Here is a 21,174-nt window from a genome sequence, read left to right as displayed (position 1 = left end):
TACCACCACGAGGGGGGCGGCGCACCGCCGTGAAGAGGATGTTCGTGGCTCCGGACCCGGGGCGCTTGAGGCTGCGGAACGCGACCCGCGCTGTCATCGGTGTCGCTGCCGCCGTCGCCGTTTCCGAACTCTGCGGGCTATCGCTCACCGCATCGATCACCGCAGGGCTCGCGGCACTGCTCGCCCTCTTCACGGTCACCGATGCGACCGTCCGTGACCAGCGCATCACCACCGTCCTGCTTCCCATCGCGGGATTCCCCGTGCTGGCGCTTGCCACCACACTGCATGGCATCACCCCGGCCCGTGACGCCGCGTTCCTGGCCGTCGTCTTCTGTGGGGTCTATGCCCGCCGCTGGGGCCCGCGGGGGCACGCGCTCGGGATCTTCGCGTTCATGAACTTCTTCATCACGCAGTTCCTGCACGCGGTTCCCGCTCAGCTGCCCGAGCTGTACACCGCTGTGGGCCTGGCCCTCTTCACGGCCGGCGCCACGCGCTTCGCGCTCTGGCCCATCGAGCGTCACACCCCACCCGCGGCAGCCCCGCCGGCCCTGCCCGGCAGCGGGTTGGCGCGGCCCACCACCCGGCAAGCCTTCCAGGCCACTGCCGCCTCGGCACTCGCGCTTCTGGTCGGGCAGCTGCTCTCCGAAGAGCGCTGGTACTGGGCCGTCGGTACTGTCTGGTGGATCTTCGTCAACACGGCTTCTCGCGGCGAAACCCTGGTCCGCGGTTTCCGCCGGGTCTTCGGAACTGTGATCGGTATCGCCGTCGGCCTGCTGGTCGCCATCCCGCTGCATGGCGCGCCCGCGCCGACAGCCGCGCTGGTTGCCGTCTGTGTCTTCGGCATCTTCTACACGGCCGCCGTCTCTTACTCCTGGATGATGCTGGCCGTGACGGTCATGGTCAGCTTGCTGTACGGCCTGCTGGGCGTGCTGGACCCCAGCCTGCTCGAGCTCCGCCTCGCGGAGACCGGTGTGGGCGCGCTGTGTGCCGCGCTGGCCGTGGCCCTCGTCCTGCCGGTCACCACGCACGCCACGAACGATGCCTGGATCCAGCGGGCACTGCACTGCGTCCACGCCGCCACGGCCGAGGCGACCGCTCGCCTCGCTGGAGACCCGAAGGGCGACCCTGCCCCGCACGCCGCCGAACTGGAACTGCTGCTCGGCCGGGTACGGATGGCACTCGCCCCCTTGATGCACCCTTTGACTCCCTTCCGTGCTCGGAAAGCCCGTGCCCGCCAGGTCATTGAGCTGCTCGACGACTGCGCCCGCGAAGTGCGGGGTCTGGTGTCCGTTGCCGCCGACCCTGTCGCGTCGCACGACGCCCGTCTGGCGGCTGCCTGCTGGCGCGTCGAGGCGGCGGTGGAAGCACTCACCGTCAGTGATCTGGGGCGCAGGCGAGTGGCGTCCGCCAGTGGCGAGATGCCTCAGCAGGACGAGGGGGAGTCGGCCCTCGTGCATCTGCGCGGCCTGGAGAAGGCTCTGTCGGAGCTGGCGATGCCGCTCGGGTCGTCTCCGAACCCTCCACTGGTCCGTCCCTGAACGGGAGGAAGAGCCTCGACCTGCGGTGCGGCGCTCTCCGCCCGACGGCTCATAGCCGTTCGTTGAGGATCTTGGCTGCTCTCGTGATGGATCCCGGAACGAGGTGAGACCGCCCGGCGGCTGGCGGACGCCGCGGACACCGACCCGGCCCCGCGGGTGGCCGAGCTGGAGCGGCTGCTCGCCCGGGTACGGCTCTCGGTCGACCCGCTGGTGCACCCGCTGAACCCGATGCCGGGCCGCGAGCGGCGGGCCCGGCACGTGCTCGCCCTCCTCGACGACTGCTCCCGGGATTTCCGCGGCCTGGTCGCCGTCGCCGCCGACCCGGAGGCCTCCCCGGCGCCCGCCTGGCCACCGCCGCCCGGCGGCTCACCTGCACGGCCTGGAACGGGCCCTCGCGGAGCTCGCCCGGCCGCTGCGGACGTCATCGGGCTCCCCGTTGGTCGGCGCCTGAGCGACTGGTCGGCTGCCACACCCCCTTGACCCTTTGGTCTAGACCGCGCATGATCGACCGCGCGGTCATTCCGGACGGCTCAGGGACGAAAGGGCACAGTGATGGCGGACGGCAGCAGGCGGCGGGCGTTCATCGGGTCGTTCACGGCCGCCGGCGGCCCCGGTGTCGTGACGGCGGAGGTCGACGCCGGCAGCGGCGCGCTGACCTTCCTGAGCGGCGTGAACGTCGTCCCCGACCCGGCCTACCTCGCCCTCTCGTCCGACGGGGAGACGCTGTACGCGGTCAGTGAGACGGCCGCGGGCGCGGTGGCCGCGTACCGGGTGACCGGGGACAAGCCCGAGCCGGCCGGACCGCCCGTCCCGCTCGACGCCGGCGGGCCGACCCACCTCAGCCTGTACGCCGGACACGTCCTGACCGCCAACTACGGCTCGGGCAGTGTCACCGCCGTCCCCGTCCGCCCCGACGGCACTCTCGCGCGGTCCGCCTCCGGCGTGCTCCAGCACACCGGCGGGGGCCCGCACACCCCGCGCCAGCAGGGGCCGCACGCCCACCAGGTGCAGCCCGACCCGAGCGGGCGCTGGGCCGTCAGCGTCGACCTCGGCACCGACTCGGTGCGGGTGTGCACGCTGACCGACGGCACCCCGGCCCTGCACCGGGAGACCGCCCTGCGGCCCGGATCGGGGCCGCGCCACCTGGCCTTCCACCCGGACGGCGCGTACGCCTACGTCGTCAACGAACTCAGCCCCTCCGTCACCGTCTGCCGCTGGGGCGCGGCGGAAGGCGCCCTGACACCGCTCACCGAGACCCCGGTCCTGCGGGGCGCCCCGGCGCGTGACGCCTACCCCTCGGGGATCGTCACCTCACCCGACGGCCGCTTCGTGTGGACCGCCACCCGCGGCGAGGACGTCCTGTCCGTGTTCGCCGTCGAGGGGGAGGAACTGCACCTGGTCACCACGGTCCCCTGCGGCGGTCACTGGCCACGCGCCCTGACCGTGTCCGATGGCTTCCTGTATGTAGCCAACGAACGCTCCGGTGATGTGACCTGGTTCACTGCAGACCGGCGCACGGGCATCCCGAGGCGAGAGGGGGCCATCAAGGTGGCGGCGGCATCATGCGTGGTCATCGGCTGACCCCCAGGGGCGCGGGGCTGTGCTGATATGCGGCTCTGCCGCGTGCGCGCGACAAGCCACAACGCACCTGCCCCCGGCCTGACACCCCGCACCATCAACGGCGAAGACCCGCCCCGAACCGGAGCGGGCCTTCTCTGCCATGCGCAGGGCGCGTCAGCGAACCGGCGTCTGCTGAACCTGCTGCGGCGTGATACCCAGCGCCGTCGTGTACTTCGCCAGCGCCAGCTTCCCGATCGCCGGGTACGGCCCGAGCGACTCCGCCGCGGAGCAACCCGCCTCCTTGGCCGCCTCCTCGACCAGCCCCGGCTCGATCTCCGGGCCGATCAGATACGGCGCGAGGGCCAGCTGCTGCGAGCCCGAGGAGCGGAGCTGCTCGGCGACGGACGCGATGGAGCCCTCCTGGTCCAGAGCCGCCGCCATCACCGGCACCGCCAGGCGCGCGGCCAGCAGCATGCCGGTGATCCCGGCCGCCTGCACGGCCTCGTCACCGCCCACGGAGGCCAGGACGATGCCGTCGGCGGCGGTCGCCACGGTGAACAGCCGGGCACGGTCCGCGCGGGCCAGACCGGCCTCGGAGAGCCGCACGTGCAGCGCCTCGGCGAGCAGCGGGTGCGGGCCGAGGACATCGGTCAGCTCCGCGGCGATGTGGCTCTCCATGACGGCCTGACGGACCCGGCGCAGCAGCGCGCTGTCCGGGCCGGCGAGCAGCGGCACGACGACGGCGACGGGCCCGTCGGGCTCCCTGACGTCCATGCCGGCGGCACGCGCCTGCTCGAAGCGGGCGGTGCGCTCCTCGGCGGCGTGCGCGAGCACGGCCTGGAGCGTGAAGAACTCCGCGTTGTCCCCGTCGAGGTACCCGATGCGGGCGTCGAGGCCGGGCAGCTCGGAGCGGGCGATGCTCACGACCTCCTCGGCGAGGCTGCGCGTGGCGCTACTGGGCGTGCCCGGCACGGCGAGGACGAGCGCGGGCGCGCCCTCGGGAGCCACCAGCGGCTCGGGGCGGCGGTGCCGTCCCGGCTGGCGGGGTCGCGGCATTCGTACTGGGAGGCCGGACTCGGGTCCAGTGGGGGAACTCATGGCGCCGCATGTTACTGGTTTCCTGGGCTCTCCTGTTCGGGGAGGGTGCAGGTGAGCGGTATACGTCCGGTTTTGTCTGATGAGTTACGTACGGATCATGCGGGTCGGATTATTCACCCGACAGGGTTGTCACGGACAGCATCGTCCCGTCACCCGGCAGTGTGAGGGAACCGGTGCTCAGCTGGGTCGCCAGGCGCACGGAGCCGTGCAACGGGTCGCCCTCGGCCGGCACCCGCCGCGCGTGCGGGAGACGCTGTGCCAGTTCCTCGTCCACCGGCCCGAGGAGCGCGTCGCCCAGCTTGAACAGGCCGCCGGTGACGGCGACACCGGGCTCGCCGCCGGAGGGGCACACGGCTGCCGCGGAGTCGGCCATGTGCCGTGCGGCCATGCGCAGGATGTCCGCCGCGACGGGGTCCCCCTCCGCGCAGGCGGCCACCCGGGGTGCGAAGGAGGCGAGGACGGCGGGCCGGTCCGGCCGCGGATACAGCGCGTTGGGCAGTCCGGCCACGGGCCCGAACATCTCCTCGGCGCTCGCCAGCAATCGGGCCGAGCCGCCCTCGCGCCCGTCATGGACGCGCAGCGCGGCCTCGAGACCGGCTCGCCCGATCCAGGCACCGCCCCCGCAGTCGCCGAGCAGATGCCCCCAGCCGTCCGCGCGACGCCAGCCGGTCAGGTCGGTGCCGATCGCGATCAGACCCGTACCGCCGGCGATCACGACACCGGGACGCGGCCCGAGGGCGCCCATGTACGCGGTCACGGCGTCGGCGGCCAGCGCGACCCTCCGTACGCCCAGCTCCCGGGTCAGGGCACCCGGCAGTTCGGCGCGCAGCGCGTCACCCAGGGAGGCGAGTCCGGTGGCGCCGACGACGACGGCGGTCAACCGCACCGGCCCGGCCTCCGCGGTCAACGCACGCACCAAGGGCATGAGCCGCGTCATGAAGTGTTCGGGGTCGATGCCCCGGTCGCCCGTGCGGACCGGCTCCGCCGACTCCCGACGGGCCAGCGGCCCGCGCTCGGCGGTTCCCACCACCGCCCGGAGTCCGGACCCACCGGAGTCCACGGCGAGAAACCCGGATCCCTCCGACGCCGCGGTCACGGTCACTGGACGCAACGGGCTCCCCTCCTTCTCGGAAGGAAGAGTAGCCCCGAGGGCGGCGTCCGCACGTGAGGGGCTATGTGTCTGTGCGGGGACCGGTTGTGTGCCAGTAGGGTGACGCGCTGTGGCACCACGACCCTTGCATGAACTTGTCGAAGCAGGCTGGGCTAAGGCTCTGGAACCTGTGGCCGAACGTATCGCCGCGATGGGGGACTTCCTGCGGGCCGAGATAGCGGCCGGCCGGACCTACCTCCCGGCTGGGGCTAACGTCCTGCGGGCCTTCCAGCAGCCGTTCGACGACGTCCGCGTCCTCATCGTCGGTCAGGACCCCTATCCCACGCCGGGGATGGCCATCGGGCTCAGCTTCGCGGTGGCGCCCGAGGTGCGTTCGCTGCCGGGCAGTCTGGAGAACATCTTCCGGGAACTGCACACGGACCTGGGGCTGCCCCGGCCGTCCAACGGAGATCTGACGCCGTGGTCGGAGCAGGGGGTGCTGCTGCTCAACAGGGCGCTCACCACCGCCCCGCGCAAGCCCGGCGCCCACCGGGGCCAGGGCTGGGAGGAGGTCACCGAGCAGGCCATCCGGGCCCTGGTGGGGCGCGGCAAGCCGCTGGTGTCGATCCTGTGGGGCCGTGACGCGCGCAATCTGCGGCCGCTGCTGGGAGATCTGCCGGCGATCGAATCCGCCCATCCCTCGCCGATGTCGGCGGACCGCGGTTTCTTCGGATCGCGCCCGTTCAGCCGGGCCAACGACCTGCTGGTGCGCCAGGGGAGCGCGCCGGTGGAGTGGCGCCTGCCGTAGCCCGTCCGGGGTGTTGCCGCATGTCACGGCGCACACACAGGACATTCAAGGGCGCCCACATGTGTGTTCACATCGGCCTGTCACACTTCGGTGGTACGTAAAACTACTTCCGGAACGGACACTTGATCATCAGTGACATTCCTCCGCCGCGTGGCCCGGGGCGCATCATGACGCGCAGATGGTCGCTCATCACCACCATCGCCGTACTGGCCGTCGCCCTGGCCTTCGTCATCGCCCAACTGGTGCGCGGTCAGGAATCCGGGGAGTCCGGGGAACAACAGGCCTCGAAGGGTACGAGCGCCTCGAAGGGCACGAGCGCCGAGTCGCTGCGCGGTGTCGGGTGGTGGCCCCTCCACCGGTCCGGCACCGCGAAGGCCGGTGAGCACGACGCCGTCGTCAGCGGCGACGTGGAGTGGACCGACGACGGTCCCGAGGGCGGCGCCCTGCGACTGGACGGCAGCGGATACGTGGACGCCGGCTCCCCGGTCGACACCACCGGCGCGGACTACTCGGTCGCCGCACGCGTGCGGCTCACCTCCACGGAGGGCTTCCACACCGCCGTCTCCCAGGACGGCTACGGGATCAGCACCTTCTTCCTCCAGTACTCCGGCCAGGACGAGAACTTCGCGTTCAGCTTCCCCGGTGCCCGTACCGTCGCGGAGAAGGCCGAGCGGCCGCAGGCCGACCGCTGGTACCACCTCACCGGCACGTACAGCCACAAGGATCACCGGATGCGGGTTTACGTGGACGGCAGACTCGCGGGAAGCAGAGAGGCCTCCAGCAAGGAGACGCCCACCGGCGATGTGGTGATCGGACGCGGCAAGCTCGGGGGGAAGGCGGCCGACCACTGGAACGGCGACATCTCCGACGTGCACGTCTACGACCGGGAACTGACGCCCGGTGAGGTGGATTCGCTGTCCGCCCGCGAACCGGACTGACACCCGCGAACCGGACTGACGCGCCCCGGCCGCCGGAACGACGGCGGTACCGGGGCGCGTTCACCGTCGCCACCCCCACAGGCGACAGGAGAGGAACAGGCCTTTGTCGGCCAGCACTTCCACCGAAACCTCGACCGAAGACCGCAACACCCGTCCCCCCACCGCGGAACTCCGCCCCGAGGAGTTCCTCAGAGCCTTCTACCAAGTCCACGGCCGCGCGCTGCTGCAGTTCGCCGCACGGCGTCTGCAGGGCGACTGGCACCGCGCCGAGGATGTCCTCCAAGAGGTCGCGATCCGCGCCTGGCGCCACGCCGGGCAGCTCGACCCGACCACGGACGCGGCGCGGCCGTGGCTGTTCACCGTGCTGCGCAACCTCGTCATCGACGATCTCCGGGCCCGCCAGGCCAGACCGGCGGAGAACGGCGACCCGGAACTCGCCCACCCGCAGGTGTCCGACGACGTTGACCACATGCTCACCTCCCAGGTGCTCTTAGAGGCGTTGTGGGACCTGCGGCCGCCGCAGCGCGAGGTTCTGATGCACGTGCACTACCTGGGGCGCAGCGTCAACCAGACGGCCCGGGTCCTCGGCGTGCCGCCGGGCACCGTCAAGTCGCGGACGTTCTACGCCTCCCGCGCCCTGCGGGAGGCGCTGTACAGCCGAGGGCTGTACACGGACGGCCGTTACCGCGACGCCGGGTGAGACTCGGCGAGACGCCCCACGTGCCGGGTGATCTCCAGGCCGAGCGGTCCGGTGTCGAGCGATCCGCCCGCACCGGCCCGCCAGCGCCACCCCGCGGGCGCGTCGCCGAGCACCAGCAGTGCGTCCCCGCGCCGCAGGCCGTCCAACGCGCCCTCCCGCCGCGGGAGCTGTGAGGCGTCCACGACGAACAGGTGCGGCGCCTCGCCCTGGACGGCGATCCGGCTGCTGCCTTCGATCAGCCGGAAGATCTGGGTGACGTCGGTCGATCCGGGCTCCGGCTGTACCGGGCCCGCCGAAGCCGCCACGGCGAACGCCTCCTCCAGACTGGCCGCGGTGTGCAGACGCGAGGCCTGCGGCACGTCGTCGGCGACGAGCCCCTCGCCGGCCACGGATCCCACCAGGGTGACCTCGGCGAGAGCCCCCACCGGGCCGGTGAGCGCCTCGGCAACGACGGCCCGCGCCAGACTGCGCACCTCCTCGTCGGGTCCCGCCACGGAGACGGGCCCCGACGCCCGGGAGAGGTCGACCAGCACCCGGTCGGCGCCGTCCAGCCCCACCGTCACCGTCAGCGCGTACGGCAGAGCCGGTTCGCCCTCCGGGCCGGGGCGGCGCAGGGCGTCGGACGAGACCGTCCAGCGCTCGCCGTCCGCCTCGGCGGTCCAGGGCGCCGGGGCGTCCTCCTCCGCGCCGGCCAGCAGCAGTCCGAGCCGCTCCTCGGAGTAGACGACGGCGTACAGGTCGGGCAGCGACCGGCCCGAGCGCAGGCACTCGCCCGTCAGCCGGCGCAGGCCCGCGTCGACCACGTCCAGGGCCTCACGCCCCTCGACGGCGGCCGAGGGGGCGACGGGCTTCGGCGGGCGCGGCTGCCGCTCGGTGACGACCAGCGCGGCCACCGCTCCGATCAGCGCCAGCCCCAGCACCACGGCCAGGACGTACCAGATCATCTTCTGACTCCTTGTCGGGACCCCGGCGGCGGAGCCGGGGCGGTCGAAAGCGGGGGAGGGGGCGGCACAGCGGCGGAGTCGCGGAGCCGAGCACCCGAAGGCGTCTACGGGGCCCGCCCGCAGACGGTTCACGCACGCGCCCGTGAACCGTCTGCGGGCGGGCCCCGTAGGTCCCGTCAGTGGCGCGAGAGCTGCCGAGCACGGCTCCCGCGCCCCCGCAAACACGCTGGCTGGAGGACGTTTCGTGTCGTTGATGTTGACCGTGGTCGATGGGGAGAGTGATGCGTTCGACGTCCACCTCGACGCCGACCCCGACACGCCCGTGGGCGGCGTCGCGGAGGCGCTGGCCGGTGCCGGAGGCGTCCGGCCCCCGGAAGGCCTCGGCCTGTACGTAGGCGACCGGCTGCTGCCCGCGGACATGCGGCTGCGGGACGCACCGCTCCATCACGCGGCCGTCGTGGGCCTGGGCCGCCCGGCCGGTACCTCCTCGGCCGAACCGGACGGGCTGGCGGAGGTCCGCGCGGTCGGCGGGACCGGAGCGGGCGCGGTGCACCGGCTCGACATCGGCGAGTACCGGATCGGGCTGGCGCGCGACGGGGCCGCCCAGGTGCTGCGCACCGTACCGGAGCGACCGGTCGCCGTCCTGACGGTGGGTCCCGGAGGACGCTGCCGCGTGGCACCCGACGCCTCCGCACCGGTCGGCGGCACCCTCCAACTGGACCGTGAGGACCTCGCCGAGGCCACCGCGTGGCCGGCCGGAGCGCAACTCCTCGTCGGCGGCTGCCTGCTCGAACTCGCCCTCCCGCAGAAGCCGGACGCGGCGGTGGAGCCGTCGGAGGACGGCACCGGCTGGGACTACAACCGGCCGCCGCGGCTGCGGCCGGCCGAGAACGCCACCCGCTTCACTCTGCCCTCCCCGCCCGCGTCGCCCGCGGCCCGGCCGCTCCCGTGGCTCGCCGCGGCCGCCCCGCTGGTGATGGCGGTGGCCGGGGCACTGATTCTCGGCCGCTGGACGATGCTGCTGTTCGGGCTGCTCTCCCCGGTCGTGATCGTCGGCAACTACATGATGAGCCGGCGCACCGGCCGCCAGTCCCACTCCGAAGCGGTCACCGCCTACGAGGAGAAGAAGGCGCGCATCGAGGGCGACGCGGAGCAGGCACTGGCGGCCGAACGCACCGCCCGGCGCCGTGGCTTCCCGGACCCGGCCGAGGTCGTCCTGACCGCCGTCGGCCCCCGGCACCGGCTGTGGGAACGCCGCACCTCGGACGCCGACTTCCTGGAACTGCGCATCGGGACCGCCGACCTGCCCTCCGACGTGGTGCTCCAGGACCCGACCAAGGACGAACACCGCCGCCAGGACCCGTGGACCGCGTACGACGTCCCGGTGACCGTTCCGCTGCGTGAGCACGACGTCCTGGGCATCGCAGGCGAGGGCCCGGCCGCGCGCTCCGCGGCACGGTGGGCGGTCGCCCAGGCCGCCGTCCTGCACAGCCCCCGTGACCTCCAGATCCACCTGCTGACGACCGGCGGCCCTGGCCGGGACGGCTGGTCCTGGCTGCGCTGGCTGCCGCACGTGCGGAAGAAGTCCGGCGACACCCCGGCCAGCATCGGCTACGGCACGGAGAGCTGCGCCCGCCGGGTCGCCGAACTGACCGCGCTGATCGCCGAGCGCGCCGGACGGGAGGACCGGCGCCGCCGGCCCGCCGGACCCGACGTGCTCGTCGTCCTCGACGGGGCCCGCAGGCTGCGTTCGCTGCCCGGCGTGGCGCAGATCCTGCGCGACGGACCGTCCGTCGGCGTCCGCGCGGTCTGTCTGGACGCCGAGGAACGGCTGCTGCCCGAGGAGTGCCACGCCGTCGCCGTCGAGGAGCCCGGCGGAACCCTGCGGGTGGGACGCTCCGGGAGGGGCACGGTCGGGGGCATCCGGCCCGACGAGGTGTCCCAGGACTGGTGCCGCTCGCTGGCCCGCGCGATGGGCCCGCTGCGCGACCCGGGCGGGGCCGACGAGGAGGCCGCGGTGCTCCCCGGCTCCGCGCGGCTGCTCGACGTACTCGCCCTCGACCCGCCGCAGGCCGGTGGCATCCGGGCCCGCTGGAACGCCGGGGGCCGCTCGACCAGGGCGGCCGTAGGCGTCTCCCTGGACGGCCCGTTCCACCTGGACCTGCGGCGCGACGGCCCGCACGGGCTGGTCGCCGGTACCACCGGCTCCGGCAAGTCCGAACTCCTCCAGACGCTCGTCGCCTCGCTCGCGGTGGCGAACCGTCCGGACGCGATGACGTTCGTCCTCGTCGACTACAAGGGCGGCTCCGCGTTCAAGGACTGCGTGGACCTGCCGCACACCGTCGGCATGGTCACCGACCTCGACGCCCACCTCGTCGAGCGGGCCCTGGTGTCCCTGACGGCGGAACTCACCCGGCGCGAGCACATCCTCGCCGCGGCCGGCGCCAAGGACATCGAGGACTACGTCGACGCGCTGGAGCGGAACCCCGCGGGCCACACCCCGATGCCCCGGCTGCTCATCGTCATCGACGAGTTCGCCTCGATGGTGCGCGACCTGCCGGACTTCGTGAAGGGCCTCGTCAACATCGCGCAGCGGGGCCGCAGCCTCGGCATCCACCTGATCCTGGCGACACAGCGCCCCAGCGGCGTCGTCTCCTCGGAGATCCGCGCCAACACCAACCTGCGCATCGCGCTGCGGGTGACGGACTCCGGCGAGAGCCAGGACGTCCTCAACTCCCCTGAGGCCGCCGGGATCTCGCAGAGCACACCCGGCCGCGCCTATGTGCGCTTCGGCCAGAACTCCCTCGTGCCGTTCCAGACCGGACGGGTCGGCGGCCGCCGGCCCGGCGCCGCGGCGACCTCGCTGCCTGCACCCTGGGCGGTGACGGTCGGCTGGGAGCGGCTCGGCGAGCCGCTCCCGCCGCGGCCCCGGGGCGCGGCCGCCCCCGCCGAAGCCGAGACCGACCTCACCGGACTCGTCAAGGCGATCCGCGACGCGGACCGGGAGATGGGCATCCCCGCACAGCACAGCCCCTGGCTCCAGCCGCTGCCCGAGAAGCTGGTCACCGGCGAACTGCCGCCCGCCCCGCGCTCGGACTACGACCTCACGCCCGTCGCGTACGGCGTGGTGGACCTGCCCGCCCAACAGGCCCGGCTGCCCCTGGTGATCGACCCGGCGACGCTCGGACACCTGCATGTCGTCGGCTCGCCCCGGCAGGGCCGCTCGCAGACGCTGCGCACGCTCGGCGGCATGCTGGCCCTGGCCCACACCCCGGCCCAGCTGCACATGTACGGCATCGACTGCGGCAACGGCGCACTGCTGGCCATGGAAGGGCTGCCGCACGTCGGCGCCGTCACCCAGCGCACCCAGCCGGACCGGGTGGCCCGGCTGCTCGCCCGGCTGACGGCGGAGCTCGCCCGGCGGCAGGAGATGCTCGCCGCCCGCGGCAGCGCCGACCTGACGGAACTGAGGCGCGCGCTGCCCGAGGACGAACGGCCGCCGCACATCGTGCTGTTCATCGACCGGTGGGAGGTCTTCGACAAGCAGCTCGGCGAGTACGACTCCGGGAACCTGCTGTCCGGGGTGCAGACCCTGCTCCGGGACGGCGCGAGCGTCGGCATCCACCTGGTGATGACCGGCGACCGGGCGCTGTTCTCCAGCCGGGTCGGCAACTCCACCGAGGACAAGCTCGTCCTGAAGCTGAACGACAAGTCCGAGTACGGCATGATCGGCGTGACCCAGCGGAAGGTGCCCGACGAGATCCCGCCGGGCCGGGCCCTGCGCGCCGCCGACAAGGCCGAGGTGCAGATCGCGCTCCTCACGGACGACCCCGGGGGCCAGGCGCAGGCCGCGGCGCTCCAGCGGATCGCCGGGCAGTGCCGTGAACGGTCGGCTCACCTGCCCGCCGCCACCCGGCCGTTCCGCGTCGACACCCTGCCGGACCGGCTCACCTGGGAGGAGGCGGCCGGGTACGCGCCGCAGCCGTGGCCGCACCCGCGCTGGGCGGTGGCCGGTGTCGGCGGCGACGAACTGACCGCCTTCGGACCGGACTTCTCGATGACGCCGACCTTCCTGGTGGCGGGCCCGGCCCGGTCCGGGCGCAGCACGGTGCTGTCGACGGTCGCGCTGTCGCTGCTCGCGTCCGGCACCCCGGTCGTGATCGGGGCCCCCGCCCGCTCGCCGCTGCGTGACCTGGCCGGGCGGCCGGGCGTGCTCGCGGTGTTCGACGAGTCCGACATCGACCCGACGCAGCTGGAGGAGGCGCTCTCCACGGCCCCGGACGGTGCGGTGGTGCTCCTGGACGACGCCGACCTGCTGCTGAAGACGAAGGCCGAGCCGGTGCTCACGCGGATCTCCAAGTCCGGTGCGGAGACCGGCCGGGGACTGGTCGTCGCCGGGCAGACCGACCGGCTCTCCTCCGGCTTCTCCGGCTGGCACACCGAGGCCCGCCGGAACCGGTGCGGACTGCTGCTGAAGCCGCAGAACATGAGCGACGGCGAACTGATCGGCGTCAGGGTGCCGCGCAGCCGGCTGGGCGCGGCCCGTCCGGGCCGGGCGATCCTGCATCTGGGCGACGGCGTGCTGCGCACCATCCAGGTCCCGGAGACGGTGCTGCCGCCGGCCGGGTAACTGAGGATCCCCGTATGAGCGGAGGGCTCCCGCGCCGGCGTCGGCCGGTGTGGGAGCCCTCGCGCACCTTCCCTCTCAGTCCGCCTCCAGCGGGAAGTCGCCCTTCGCCTGCACGGTGGCGCCGTCGGGCCCACTCGGGACTCCGGTGATCAACCCGTACACCGCTCCGACGCTGTCGTTCAGGCCGGACAGGACGGGGAGGGCGAAGGACTGGCCGTACCAGATGGTCTTGAAGCCCAGACCGGCGTCCAGGATCATCAAGCCCTTGAGCCCTTGGCCCAGTTTGAGGAGGAGATCCCCTCCCGGGATCTGGCCCGTCATCCCGGGCAGGACGTATCTCCACCCGGTGGCGAACCGCCCGAGGCCGGCGCCCAGGACGCCGCCCCCGACGTTGCCGAGCGGCCCCAGCGTGTTGAGCGGGATGTCCTGCACGACGGGCGGCGGCTTGCCGAGCCCCTTGAAGACGTTGCTCACATAGGTCCCCGCGCCCTTGAACGCGCGGCCGATCCCGGAAAGCGCCTTGCCCAGGCTTGTCCCCGCTGTGATCGCCGCCTTGGCGCTGTTGAAGATCGCGGCTCCGCCGAACGCCAGGCCGACGACGCCCAGGACGATCCCGACGATGTCCACTTCGCCGGTCAACACCGCCTTGGCGATGGTGATGCCCAGGGAGGCGGCTCCCAGGCCGACGATCAGCAGGGTGGCCCCGAGCGCCTGGAGGCCGGGGATGAACAGCGCCAGCACTCCGAGCACGCCGGCGACGAAGCCCAGAACGGCTCCGACGATGTCCCAGATCTTGTCCCAGGTGCTCTTCCCCTCGACCGCCTCCGCCTCGGCCTCGTCCAGCTGACGACGGGCGAGGCCGGCGTCCGAGACCCGCAGTTCCTGCGCGTCGAGCGCGAGCCGCCGGGCAGCCTCGAGATCAGCCTCGGCCGACTCGACGGACCTCGCGGCCTCGTCCTGCTCCGCTTTCGCGTCCGCCATGGCACGCCGGGCGCTGCTCTTGGCCGCCTCGTCGTCGGGCGGCGGCGCTTCGGCGTTGTCCAGGCCGGTCACCTTGGCACCGGCGGCGGTCGCCACCTCCACAGCCGAGGCGAGCCGGTCCTTGGCCTCACGGCCGTCCCGCAGGGCCTTGTCCGCCTGTTCCTGCGACTCCCGCAGCCGAGTGGCGTACTCCTTCACCGCGGCGGCCGCCTTCTCGTACGAGGACTGCAGACGGCCCACCTGGTCCGGCAGTTCGCCGAGCTTGTTCCGGAGCTCCTCCATGGACTTGCCCTCGCCCAGGTCCTTGGAGTCGAGCCGGGAGACCACGGATCCGGCGTCGTCCGCGTCGTGGGAGACCTTCCGGTACTCGGACGCCAGCTGTTCGAGTATCTCCGGGTCGCCGGGTGTCGGATCCTCCGTGAAGCCGAACACGTCCTCCCATTCGGACAGCGGTGGCCGCGCCATGTCCCGACCTCACTTCCCGTTCTCGAAGTCCACGCCTTCGGGGCCCGCGCCCTCGCGGAACCGGAAGGTTCCCGCGATGGCGTCGAAGACCTCGAAGAACTCGTCCAGCATCGTGATGTTGGGCGTGGAGCTGGAGATGATCAAAAGCGTCCGGCTGCCCGGCACCGGCACCACGACGTGGTGCATCCCCGTGCGTACGGTGGCCCTGCCGGCGTAGTCCACGTCCTCGACCGAGGTCATCCGGCCGACGCTGCCCAGCCCGGGAACCTCCATGATCTCCACGGTGTTGGCGCCCGTGCCCCGGCCGACCGAGTTCCTGTTGTTGTGGACGCCGGCCGACACCATCAGCCGGTGCAGGTCGGTCGGCTCGCCCTCGGGGATCTCGGTGCGCAGCACGACCGTCGTGGCCGTCAGTGTGCTGCCGTCGGTCAGGAAGGCGAGCATCCCCGCCGCCTGGAGGGCGCCCCGGGCATGCGCCTCCCGGGTCGTCCTGCGCAGTTCACGGACGAGGGAGTCCAGTTGCTCGCGGCCGATGTCGTCCCGGCCGGCCGCGACCTTCTCGACCCGCCGGCGGATGGACGCGTCCCGGGTGCTCGGGTCGAGGTCGAGGTGCCACCAGCTCTTCGGGAAGTTGATCCTGTATCCCGTCGGCGAGCCGGCCGGCCGCTCGGCGGCCGTATCCGTCATGTGCCCGTGCCCCTTGTCCTCGTCTGTCTCAAGCGGGGTCATCGAGCCCCTTCGACGTGTCCTGGTCCGCCTGTGTGAAGTTGTCGACGATGCCCTGCGTGGTCTCCTTGAACGTGTCCACGTTGTCCTGGACGCGTTCGTGGCCGGCCACCCAGGCCTTGTCGAAGTTGTCGACGCCCGTGGCGAGGTCGGAGTCGCCCACGTCCTCCGGTGACCCGACCTGGTAGAGCCTGGCGGTGTTGTCGATCCGTTCCCGGATGTCCTTGAGCGCTTCCATCGTGTCGGTGAGATCGTCCACCGGAACGCGGATACGCGACATCGAAACCTTCCCTTCCTCTCCTCGCACCGCTCACGGCCGGTCCGCGCCGCTCTTTCAGCGCGCGGAAACCGGCCGTGCGGGCGATGTTCAGCCGATGCCGCCGGCCGTCTGGTCGTCCGTGTCGACGAACGCGTCGGCGACCTGCTTGATGAACTCGCTGACGCCCTGCAGCCCCTCGATCGCCTCCTGGGTGCCGTTCTTGTACTCCTCCCAGAACGGACGGAACTTGGTCTCGGAGCCCGGCGTCGCGTAGGCCGCCTCGACCATCTCCTCCATCTTGGTGTTGGCCTCGTGGAGGCTCTGCTGCATCTGCTCCTTCTGGTTCTGCAGCCAGGTCGAGGCCTCCCGCATCTCGTCCGGGCTGATCTGGATGTTGCCGCCGGCCATGCCGATTCCTTCCGTCGCTCCGTATCGCCGCGGGCCGTCGGACCGCGTACACCGGGCTCTACGGGGCACCTGCCGGGGTGGTTCACGCCTGTGCGGAACGGCGGTGCGGCCCGCGCTGATCGATCGGCAGCATGCCGTCGAGGGCGCCCGCGGACAGGACCTTGGTCGAGTTGTGTTCGCGGACGATCCGCCAGCCGTCGGGCGTTGCCCGCCAGACCAGCGAGGTCGTGGTGCGCATGTCCGTGGCGACTCGACGCTAGGGCGGCGGGCGAGGGTCGGGGAGGGTCCGTCACACCCACCCGGGTCGTCGTGGCGCCGGCGCGGCGGGCCGCTTGCGTGCCAGCATGATCGCGGGCACCGCGGCGAGGGCGAAGAGCACTCCCGCCATCGCGACGTACAGGTACACGCCGGTCGCCGTGCTCACCGCGGCGCCGTCGGCGGAGGTCCCTGGAATGAGGGTCGCTTTGAGAACCTCGCCGCCGGCGATGTTGAAGACGACCGAGCCGAGGGCGAGTACGACCGACACCAGACCGGCGATCGTGCCCTGCCGCTCGGGTGCTTCGATGCTGGTCGCCAGGTTGTAGCCGGAGGCGCCGATCGCACCGGCGGCCATGCCGAGCATGGTGCCGCAGGCGATCGCCAGCGGGAGCACGGATACGCCCGCCAGCATCGCGAACGTCGCCGCTGCCCCGACGGCGATGCCGCCGAGGAGGGGCAGGGCGGGACCGAACCGCCCCGCGAGCCATCCGGCGCAGGTGCCGCCGATGACGATGCCGAGATTGGGCGCGGCGAGCAGCACCGCCACCGCCTCTCCGTCGCCCAGCCCGTAACCGAGCCCCAGGTCGGGGGACACCTGGGCGATGATGCCCGTCAGTTGCAGCATGCTCCGGAAGGAGCCTGCCGCCAGTACCAGGGCCAGCAGCGTCAGCAGGATCGGTCGGCTGAGGGCCCGGATGTCGATGATGGGTTCGTCGACCCGCAGCGCGAGGAACGCCCAGCCGGCCAACCCGGCGGCACCGGCCGCCAGCAGCGCGACCATGCCCCCGGACAGCCAACCGAGGTCGCTTCCCAGGCTGGTGTAGGCGAGCACCGCGGCAAGGCCGCCGCCGAGCAGGAGCGCCCCGGCCAGGTCGATCCGGCCGGTGCCGCGAACCGGCGACTCCGGGATGAAGGAACGCACACAGAGCGCGGCCGCGGCGGCGAGCAGCGCCGCCACGAAGAACACGCTCCGGTAGCCGAACACATCGATGACCGGCTGCATCAGGAACGGCTCGACGATTCCGACGATCGACGAGCCGGACGTCACGAGCCCGACCAGGGCCATCGCCACCCGAGGGGTGCAGATCTGACGTGCGAGGGCCACCGTGATGAAGATCGCGGCAAACGCGGCGCCTTGGAGGAAGCGCCCCACCAGGAAGATCCAGACGTTGGGGGCGACGAGGCAGACCAGCGCTCCCGTACAGGCGAGGAGCAGCGTGCCGATGAGTATCCGGCGCTTGCCGAAGAGGTCGGAACTCTTCGCGAGCAGCGGCGACCAGATGGCCCCGGCCAGCATCGCGCTCGCGTTCAGCCACGCGGCCTGGTCGGTGTCGAAATGCTCCATTAACTGGGGCAGGACCATCATGGGCGAGCTGATGGCCACGTCGGCCAGGACGTTGGCGAGGGTGAGCACGGCCGCCCAGAGGATGAGCCGCTTGCTCCAGCGTTGCTCCTGGGAGCCGAGGGCGGACTTTTCCAGTGTGTCTTTCACTCTGCGTTCTCTCCAGCGCGTTGAGGGGTGGTCTGCCGAGGGCCGTCGGGCGTCGTCCGCACGGCCTGCAGTGCCTCGTTGCGGGCGGCGATGGCGGCCCAAGTGGTCGGCAGCATGCGGTCGCGACCGCTGTAGACACGGTCCTGGGCGAACGTGACATAGGGGCGCTGCCGCTCCTCGTACCGTGCGAACGCGGCGGTGTGGTCGTTGCCGCACCGTTCGAGTTCCTCGGCGAGGAAGCGCGCGCCGGTGAGCGCGAGTGAGGTGCCCCGGCCGGAGAGGAAGGCCGGGCTGTACCCGGCGTCCCCGACGAGGGCGACGCGGCCGCGGTGCCAGGAGGGCAGGTGGATCTGGCTCGCCGAGGTGAAGAAGAAGCCAGGATCGGCGCGGGCCGCGTCGAGCAACTCCGGGATCCGCCACGACCGGTGGCCCGCGAAGGCGTCGATGAGGATCTTCTTCTGGGCGTCCAGGTCGCGGTGGTCGTAGTCGATCGGTTCCGAGCGGAACTGGAAGACCGCGACGGCCTTTCCGCTGTACCGGAAGATGCCTGTCATCCGGCCGGGGACGTTGTATATCGAGTTGGCGCCCTCGAATCGCGCCTCACCGGGGTGGTCGGCGAGGGCGAAGTAGACACCGAGGTGCCGGAGGTGGTCCTCCTCGGGTCCGAACACCAGCCTGCGTACGGCGGAGTGCTGGCCGTCGGCACCGAGCACCAGGTCGTAGCGCCCGGTGCGGCCCGATGCGAAACGTACGTCGACGCCGCCGTTCACGCCGTTGTCGGTCAGTGTCTCGATCGAGTCGCCGAAGCGGATCGCCGCGGTGTCCGGGAGTGCCTCGGCGAGGATACGGACGAGGTCCTCACGGAGGAGTTCGATGTCGTCGTCGGAGTCGCTGATCTCCGCCAGGGGGATCCGGGCCACCGGCTCGCCCGCGCTGTCGACGAACTGGGTCAGCTCGGACATCCGGACCCGTTGATTCTGGATTCTCGCGAGTAATCCCATTCTGTCCACGGCCTCGATCGCGTCACCGCGGATGTCGATGGGTGTGCCGGTGAGCCGGAGGTGGCGGGCGTACTCGACAACGGTGACGGCGTGGCCGCGGGTGCCCAGCTCACGTGCGCAGGCGAGCCCGGCGATACCGGCTCCGGAGACAAGGATGTTCACGTGTGCGCTCCAGGTTTCGCTGAGGTGGGTGTGTGACTTACCGATCCCTTAAAGAAACAAGCTGTCGCTTTTAGCGAGCCTACTGGCGACCGGCTTGCACCGCAACGCCGCACCTGACGACAATCGGCACCCGAGCAGAGAAACAGGAGGTGAGCGCGGCGATGGCCGACGGGACCGCTGACCGGTCGCCCGCGCGGCGCCCCGGTGGCCGCAACGCGCGGGTGAGGGCGCAGATCCTCGCCGCGACGGTCGAGCTCGTGGCGCGCGACGGCATCGCGGGGTTCCGGTACGAGGAGGTCGCCGAGTTCGCCGGCGTGCACAAGACCAGCGTCTACCGCAACTGGCCCGACCGCGAGGAACTGGTGGTCGAAGCCCTGCTGCGCTACGCCGAGGATCTCGCCTCGGTCGCCGACACCGGCGACATCGACCGGGACCTGGCGGACTTCCTGCTGGCCCTCGCCGGTGGCCTGGAAACGCCGTTCGGCCGGACGCTCGAACAGGCCATCCAGCCCGCCCGCCAAAGCGCCACCGTCGAGGCGCTGACCAAGATCCTCGACCAGCGCGTGGCCGCCCTGCAGCGGCGGGTGGACACCGCCGTCGACCGGGGCGAACTCCCCCCGGTCGACAGCTCCTTCCTCGGCGAGATGATCTCCGGCCCGGTGCACCTCATCGTCAACCGCGGCATGCGCCCGTTCACCCGAGCGGACGCGGAACGCATCGTCGGCGTGGTGCTCGCCGGCATCCGTGCCACGGCACCACACCCCTGAGCCATCGCCCCCGGCCGCACGGTCCGGGCCGAAGGGCGGGCTGCGAAGACCTGAGCGCCCGTCATGCCCGCGCTCAGTGCGGCACGTCGAAGTGCCGCGTCAGTTCGGCGTGTGGGGACGCCAACCGGGGGCGGGCCGAGGCGGGCCTGTGCGCGGTCTTCCTTCTCGCCTCATCCGACGATCGCGGCCCGCACGCACAGCACGTCCGGCAGATGTGAGGCGAGTTGGTGCCAGGTGTCGCCGTCGTCCGCGGACGCGAACACCTCGCCGTTGCGGTTGCCGAAGTAGACGCCCGCCGGATCGCCGTCGTCCGTGCACAGCGCGTCGCGCAGCACCGTGCCGTAGTGGTCCTCCTGGGGCAGCCCCGCGGAGAGCGGCTCCCAGCTCTTGCCCGCGTCCGCCGTCCGGTAGACGCGGCACCGGTGGTCGGCCGGGACCCGGTCGGCGTCGGCGTTGATCGGGAACACATACGCCGTGTCGCCTCTGTGCGGGTGCGCGGCCGCAGCGAAGCCGAACGTGGACGGCAGGCCCTCGCCGATGTCCGTCCAGTGCGCGCCCGCGTCGTCGCTGCGGTACACACCCCAGTGGTTCTGCAGGTACAGCCGGTCCGGGGCCGCCGCGTCGCGCGCGACCTTGTGCACGCACTGGCCGAACTCCGGGTTCGGGTCGGGCAGGAACACCGCCGAGACACCCGAGTTGGAGGGAGCCCAGCTCGCGCCGCCGTCCAGCGTGCGGAACACGCCGGCCGTCGAGACGGCGACCGTCACGGCCTTCGGGTCGCGCGTGTCGGTGAGCACGGTGTGCAGGCCCTCACCGCCGCCGCCCGGCACCCACTTCGACCGCGTGGGGTGCTCCCACAGGGGCCGGACCAGCTCGAACGTCTCCCCGCGGTCCTCCGAGCGGTACAGCGCGGCCGGTTCCGTACCCGCGTACACCACGTCCGGCTCGGCGGCGGCCGGGTGCAGTTGCCACACCCGCTCCAGGGACGCCCCCGTGTCCTTGGGGAACTTGACGGCGGGGTGCGCCGGTTCGGTCCAGGTGCGGCCGAGATCGTCGGAGTGGAACACGGACGGGCCCCAGTGCGCGCTGTCGCCGCCGGCCAGCAGACGAGGGGTCGAGCCCCGGGTGTCGACGGCGACCGAGTACACGGCCTGCGCGTTGAAGTAGGGGCTCTCGTCGAACTCCCAGGCGTCACCACCCCGCCGGCGCCCGATGAACAGGCCTTTGCGCGTGCCCACGGCCAGCAGTACCTCGGCCATGCCGATCACCTCCGCGGCGTCGCCTTTGACGCCCTCGTCTCTGACACCGGCCAGTCTGCACCCCACCACTGACAGTCACCTCCGGAACCG

At 72.2% G+C, this 21,174-nt stretch carries 18 protein-coding genes and 1 pseudogene; 8 read left to right on the top strand and 11 right to left on the bottom strand.

Annotated elements, in window-relative coordinates; translation table 11 throughout:
- Window positions 1-38 precede the first annotated feature (38 nt).
- The 3 genes and pseudogenes from OHU35_RS04885 to OHU35_RS04875 all read left to right on the top strand — a co-directional run bounded on the left by OHU35_RS04885 (window position 39) and on the right by OHU35_RS04875 (window position 3,119).
- On the top strand, window positions 39-1,538 hold the full coding sequence (locus OHU35_RS04885; RefSeq protein WP_189724166.1) for an FUSC family protein: 1,500 nt from the start codon (window positions 39-41) through the stop codon (window positions 1,536-1,538).
- 105 nt (window positions 1,539-1,643) lie between these two features.
- Window positions 1,644-1,989: pseudogene (locus tag OHU35_RS04880) on the top strand (FUSC family protein); the annotation flags it as partial.
- A 101-nt stretch (window positions 1,990-2,090) separates the two neighbouring features.
- On the top strand, window positions 2,091-3,119 hold the full coding sequence (locus OHU35_RS04875; protein ID WP_405504830.1) for a lactonase family protein: 1,029 nt from the start codon (window positions 2,091-2,093) through the stop codon (window positions 3,117-3,119).
- A gap of 153 nt (window positions 3,120-3,272) precedes the next feature.
- Here OHU35_RS04875 and OHU35_RS04870 read toward each other — a convergent pair whose 3' ends face one another.
- Both OHU35_RS04870 and OHU35_RS04865 read right to left on the bottom strand, forming a co-directional pair.
- The gene (locus tag OHU35_RS04870) at window positions 3,273-4,196 is read right to left on the bottom strand and encodes a sirohydrochlorin chelatase (protein WP_189724164.1); all 924 of its coding nucleotides are present in this window, start codon (window positions 4,194-4,196) and stop codon (window positions 3,273-3,275) included.
- 109 nt (window positions 4,197-4,305) lie between these two features.
- A complete protein-coding gene (locus OHU35_RS04865; RefSeq protein WP_229872959.1) occupies window positions 4,306-5,298 on the bottom strand; it encodes an N-acetylglucosamine kinase in 993 nt (330 codons plus the stop codon).
- 118 nt (window positions 5,299-5,416) lie between these two features.
- On the opposite strand from OHU35_RS04865, the gene OHU35_RS04860 reads away from it, so the two are divergent.
- The 3 genes from OHU35_RS04860 (at window position 5,417) to OHU35_RS04850 (ending at window position 7,732) form a co-directional block, all read left to right on the top strand.
- Window positions 5,417-6,094: a uracil-DNA glycosylase gene (locus OHU35_RS04860; protein WP_189724163.1), complete on the top strand. Its 678-nt coding sequence runs from the start codon at window positions 5,417-5,419 to the stop codon at window positions 6,092-6,094.
- A gap of 167 nt (window positions 6,095-6,261) precedes the next feature.
- Window positions 6,262-7,032: a LamG domain-containing protein gene (locus OHU35_RS04855; RefSeq protein WP_359897055.1), complete on the top strand. Its 771-nt coding sequence runs from the start codon at window positions 6,262-6,264 to the stop codon at window positions 7,030-7,032.
- Between the two features lie 103 nt (window positions 7,033-7,135).
- Complete coding sequence (locus OHU35_RS04850) at window positions 7,136-7,732, top strand: sigma-70 family RNA polymerase sigma factor (protein ID WP_359897053.1); 597 nt, start codon at window positions 7,136-7,138, stop codon at window positions 7,730-7,732.
- Here the strand turns inward: OHU35_RS04850 and OHU35_RS04845 are convergent.
- A complete protein-coding gene (locus OHU35_RS04845) occupies window positions 7,714-8,676 on the bottom strand; it encodes a hypothetical protein (protein WP_189724160.1) in 963 nt (320 codons plus the stop codon). The genes OHU35_RS04850 and OHU35_RS04845 overlap by 19 nt on opposite strands.
- Window positions 8,677-8,929: 253 nt before the next feature.
- Between OHU35_RS04845 and OHU35_RS04840 the strand changes: the two genes are divergently transcribed.
- A complete protein-coding gene (locus OHU35_RS04840) occupies window positions 8,930-13,306 on the top strand; it encodes an FtsK/SpoIIIE domain-containing protein (protein WP_405509175.1) in 4,377 nt (1,458 codons plus the stop codon).
- 75 nt (window positions 13,307-13,381) lie between these two features.
- Here OHU35_RS04840 and OHU35_RS04835 read toward each other — a convergent pair whose 3' ends face one another.
- The 7 genes from OHU35_RS04835 to OHU35_RS04805 all read right to left on the bottom strand — a co-directional run bounded on the left by OHU35_RS04835 (window position 13,382) and on the right by OHU35_RS04805 (window position 19,058).
- A complete protein-coding gene (locus OHU35_RS04835; protein ID WP_405504827.1) occupies window positions 13,382-14,752 on the bottom strand; it encodes a putative T7SS-secreted protein in 1,371 nt (456 codons plus the stop codon).
- 9 nt (window positions 14,753-14,761) lie between these two features.
- Window positions 14,762-15,481, bottom strand: a complete 720-nt coding sequence (locus OHU35_RS04830) for a hypothetical protein (RefSeq protein WP_405504825.1) — start codon at window positions 15,479-15,481, stop codon at window positions 14,762-14,764.
- Entirely contained in the window at window positions 15,468-15,758 is a 291-nt protein-coding gene (locus OHU35_RS04825) for a hypothetical protein (protein WP_189724156.1), read from the bottom strand. Before OHU35_RS04825 ends, OHU35_RS04830 begins: the two co-directional genes overlap by 14 nt.
- A gap of 87 nt (window positions 15,759-15,845) precedes the next feature.
- A complete protein-coding gene (locus OHU35_RS04820; protein WP_405504823.1) occupies window positions 15,846-16,145 on the bottom strand; it encodes a WXG100 family type VII secretion target in 300 nt (99 codons plus the stop codon).
- 82 nt (window positions 16,146-16,227) lie between these two features.
- Window positions 16,228-16,383: a hypothetical protein gene (locus OHU35_RS04815; protein WP_405504821.1), complete on the bottom strand. Its 156-nt coding sequence runs from the start codon at window positions 16,381-16,383 to the stop codon at window positions 16,228-16,230.
- Window positions 16,384-16,434: 51 nt separating this feature from the next.
- Entirely contained in the window at window positions 16,435-17,895 is a 1,461-nt protein-coding gene (locus OHU35_RS04810; RefSeq protein WP_405504819.1) for an MFS transporter, read from the bottom strand.
- Window positions 17,892-19,058, bottom strand: coding sequence for an FAD-dependent monooxygenase (locus tag OHU35_RS04805; RefSeq protein ID WP_405504817.1), 1,167 nt, complete (start codon window positions 19,056-19,058; stop codon window positions 17,892-17,894). Before OHU35_RS04805 ends, OHU35_RS04810 begins: the two co-directional genes overlap by 4 nt.
- 161 nt (window positions 19,059-19,219) lie before the next feature.
- Here OHU35_RS04805 and OHU35_RS04800 point away from each other — a divergent pair, with 161 nt between their 5' ends.
- Window positions 19,220-19,825: a TetR/AcrR family transcriptional regulator gene (locus OHU35_RS04800; RefSeq protein WP_405504815.1), complete on the top strand. Its 606-nt coding sequence runs from the start codon at window positions 19,220-19,222 to the stop codon at window positions 19,823-19,825.
- 170 nt (window positions 19,826-19,995) lie between these two features.
- Here the strand turns inward: OHU35_RS04800 and OHU35_RS04795 are convergent, their stop codons facing one another.
- Window positions 19,996-21,153, bottom strand: coding sequence for a WD40/YVTN/BNR-like repeat-containing protein (locus OHU35_RS04795; protein ID WP_405504813.1), 1,158 nt, complete (start codon window positions 21,151-21,153; stop codon window positions 19,996-19,998).
- Window positions 21,154-21,174: the final 21 nt, after the last annotated feature.

The sequence above is a fragment of the Streptomyces purpurascens genome, from assembly GCF_045040895.1.
Taxonomy (GTDB): domain Bacteria; phylum Actinomycetota; class Actinomycetes; order Streptomycetales; family Streptomycetaceae; genus Streptomyces; species Streptomyces purpurascens.
This window is presented reverse-complemented; position numbering and strand designations above follow the sequence as displayed.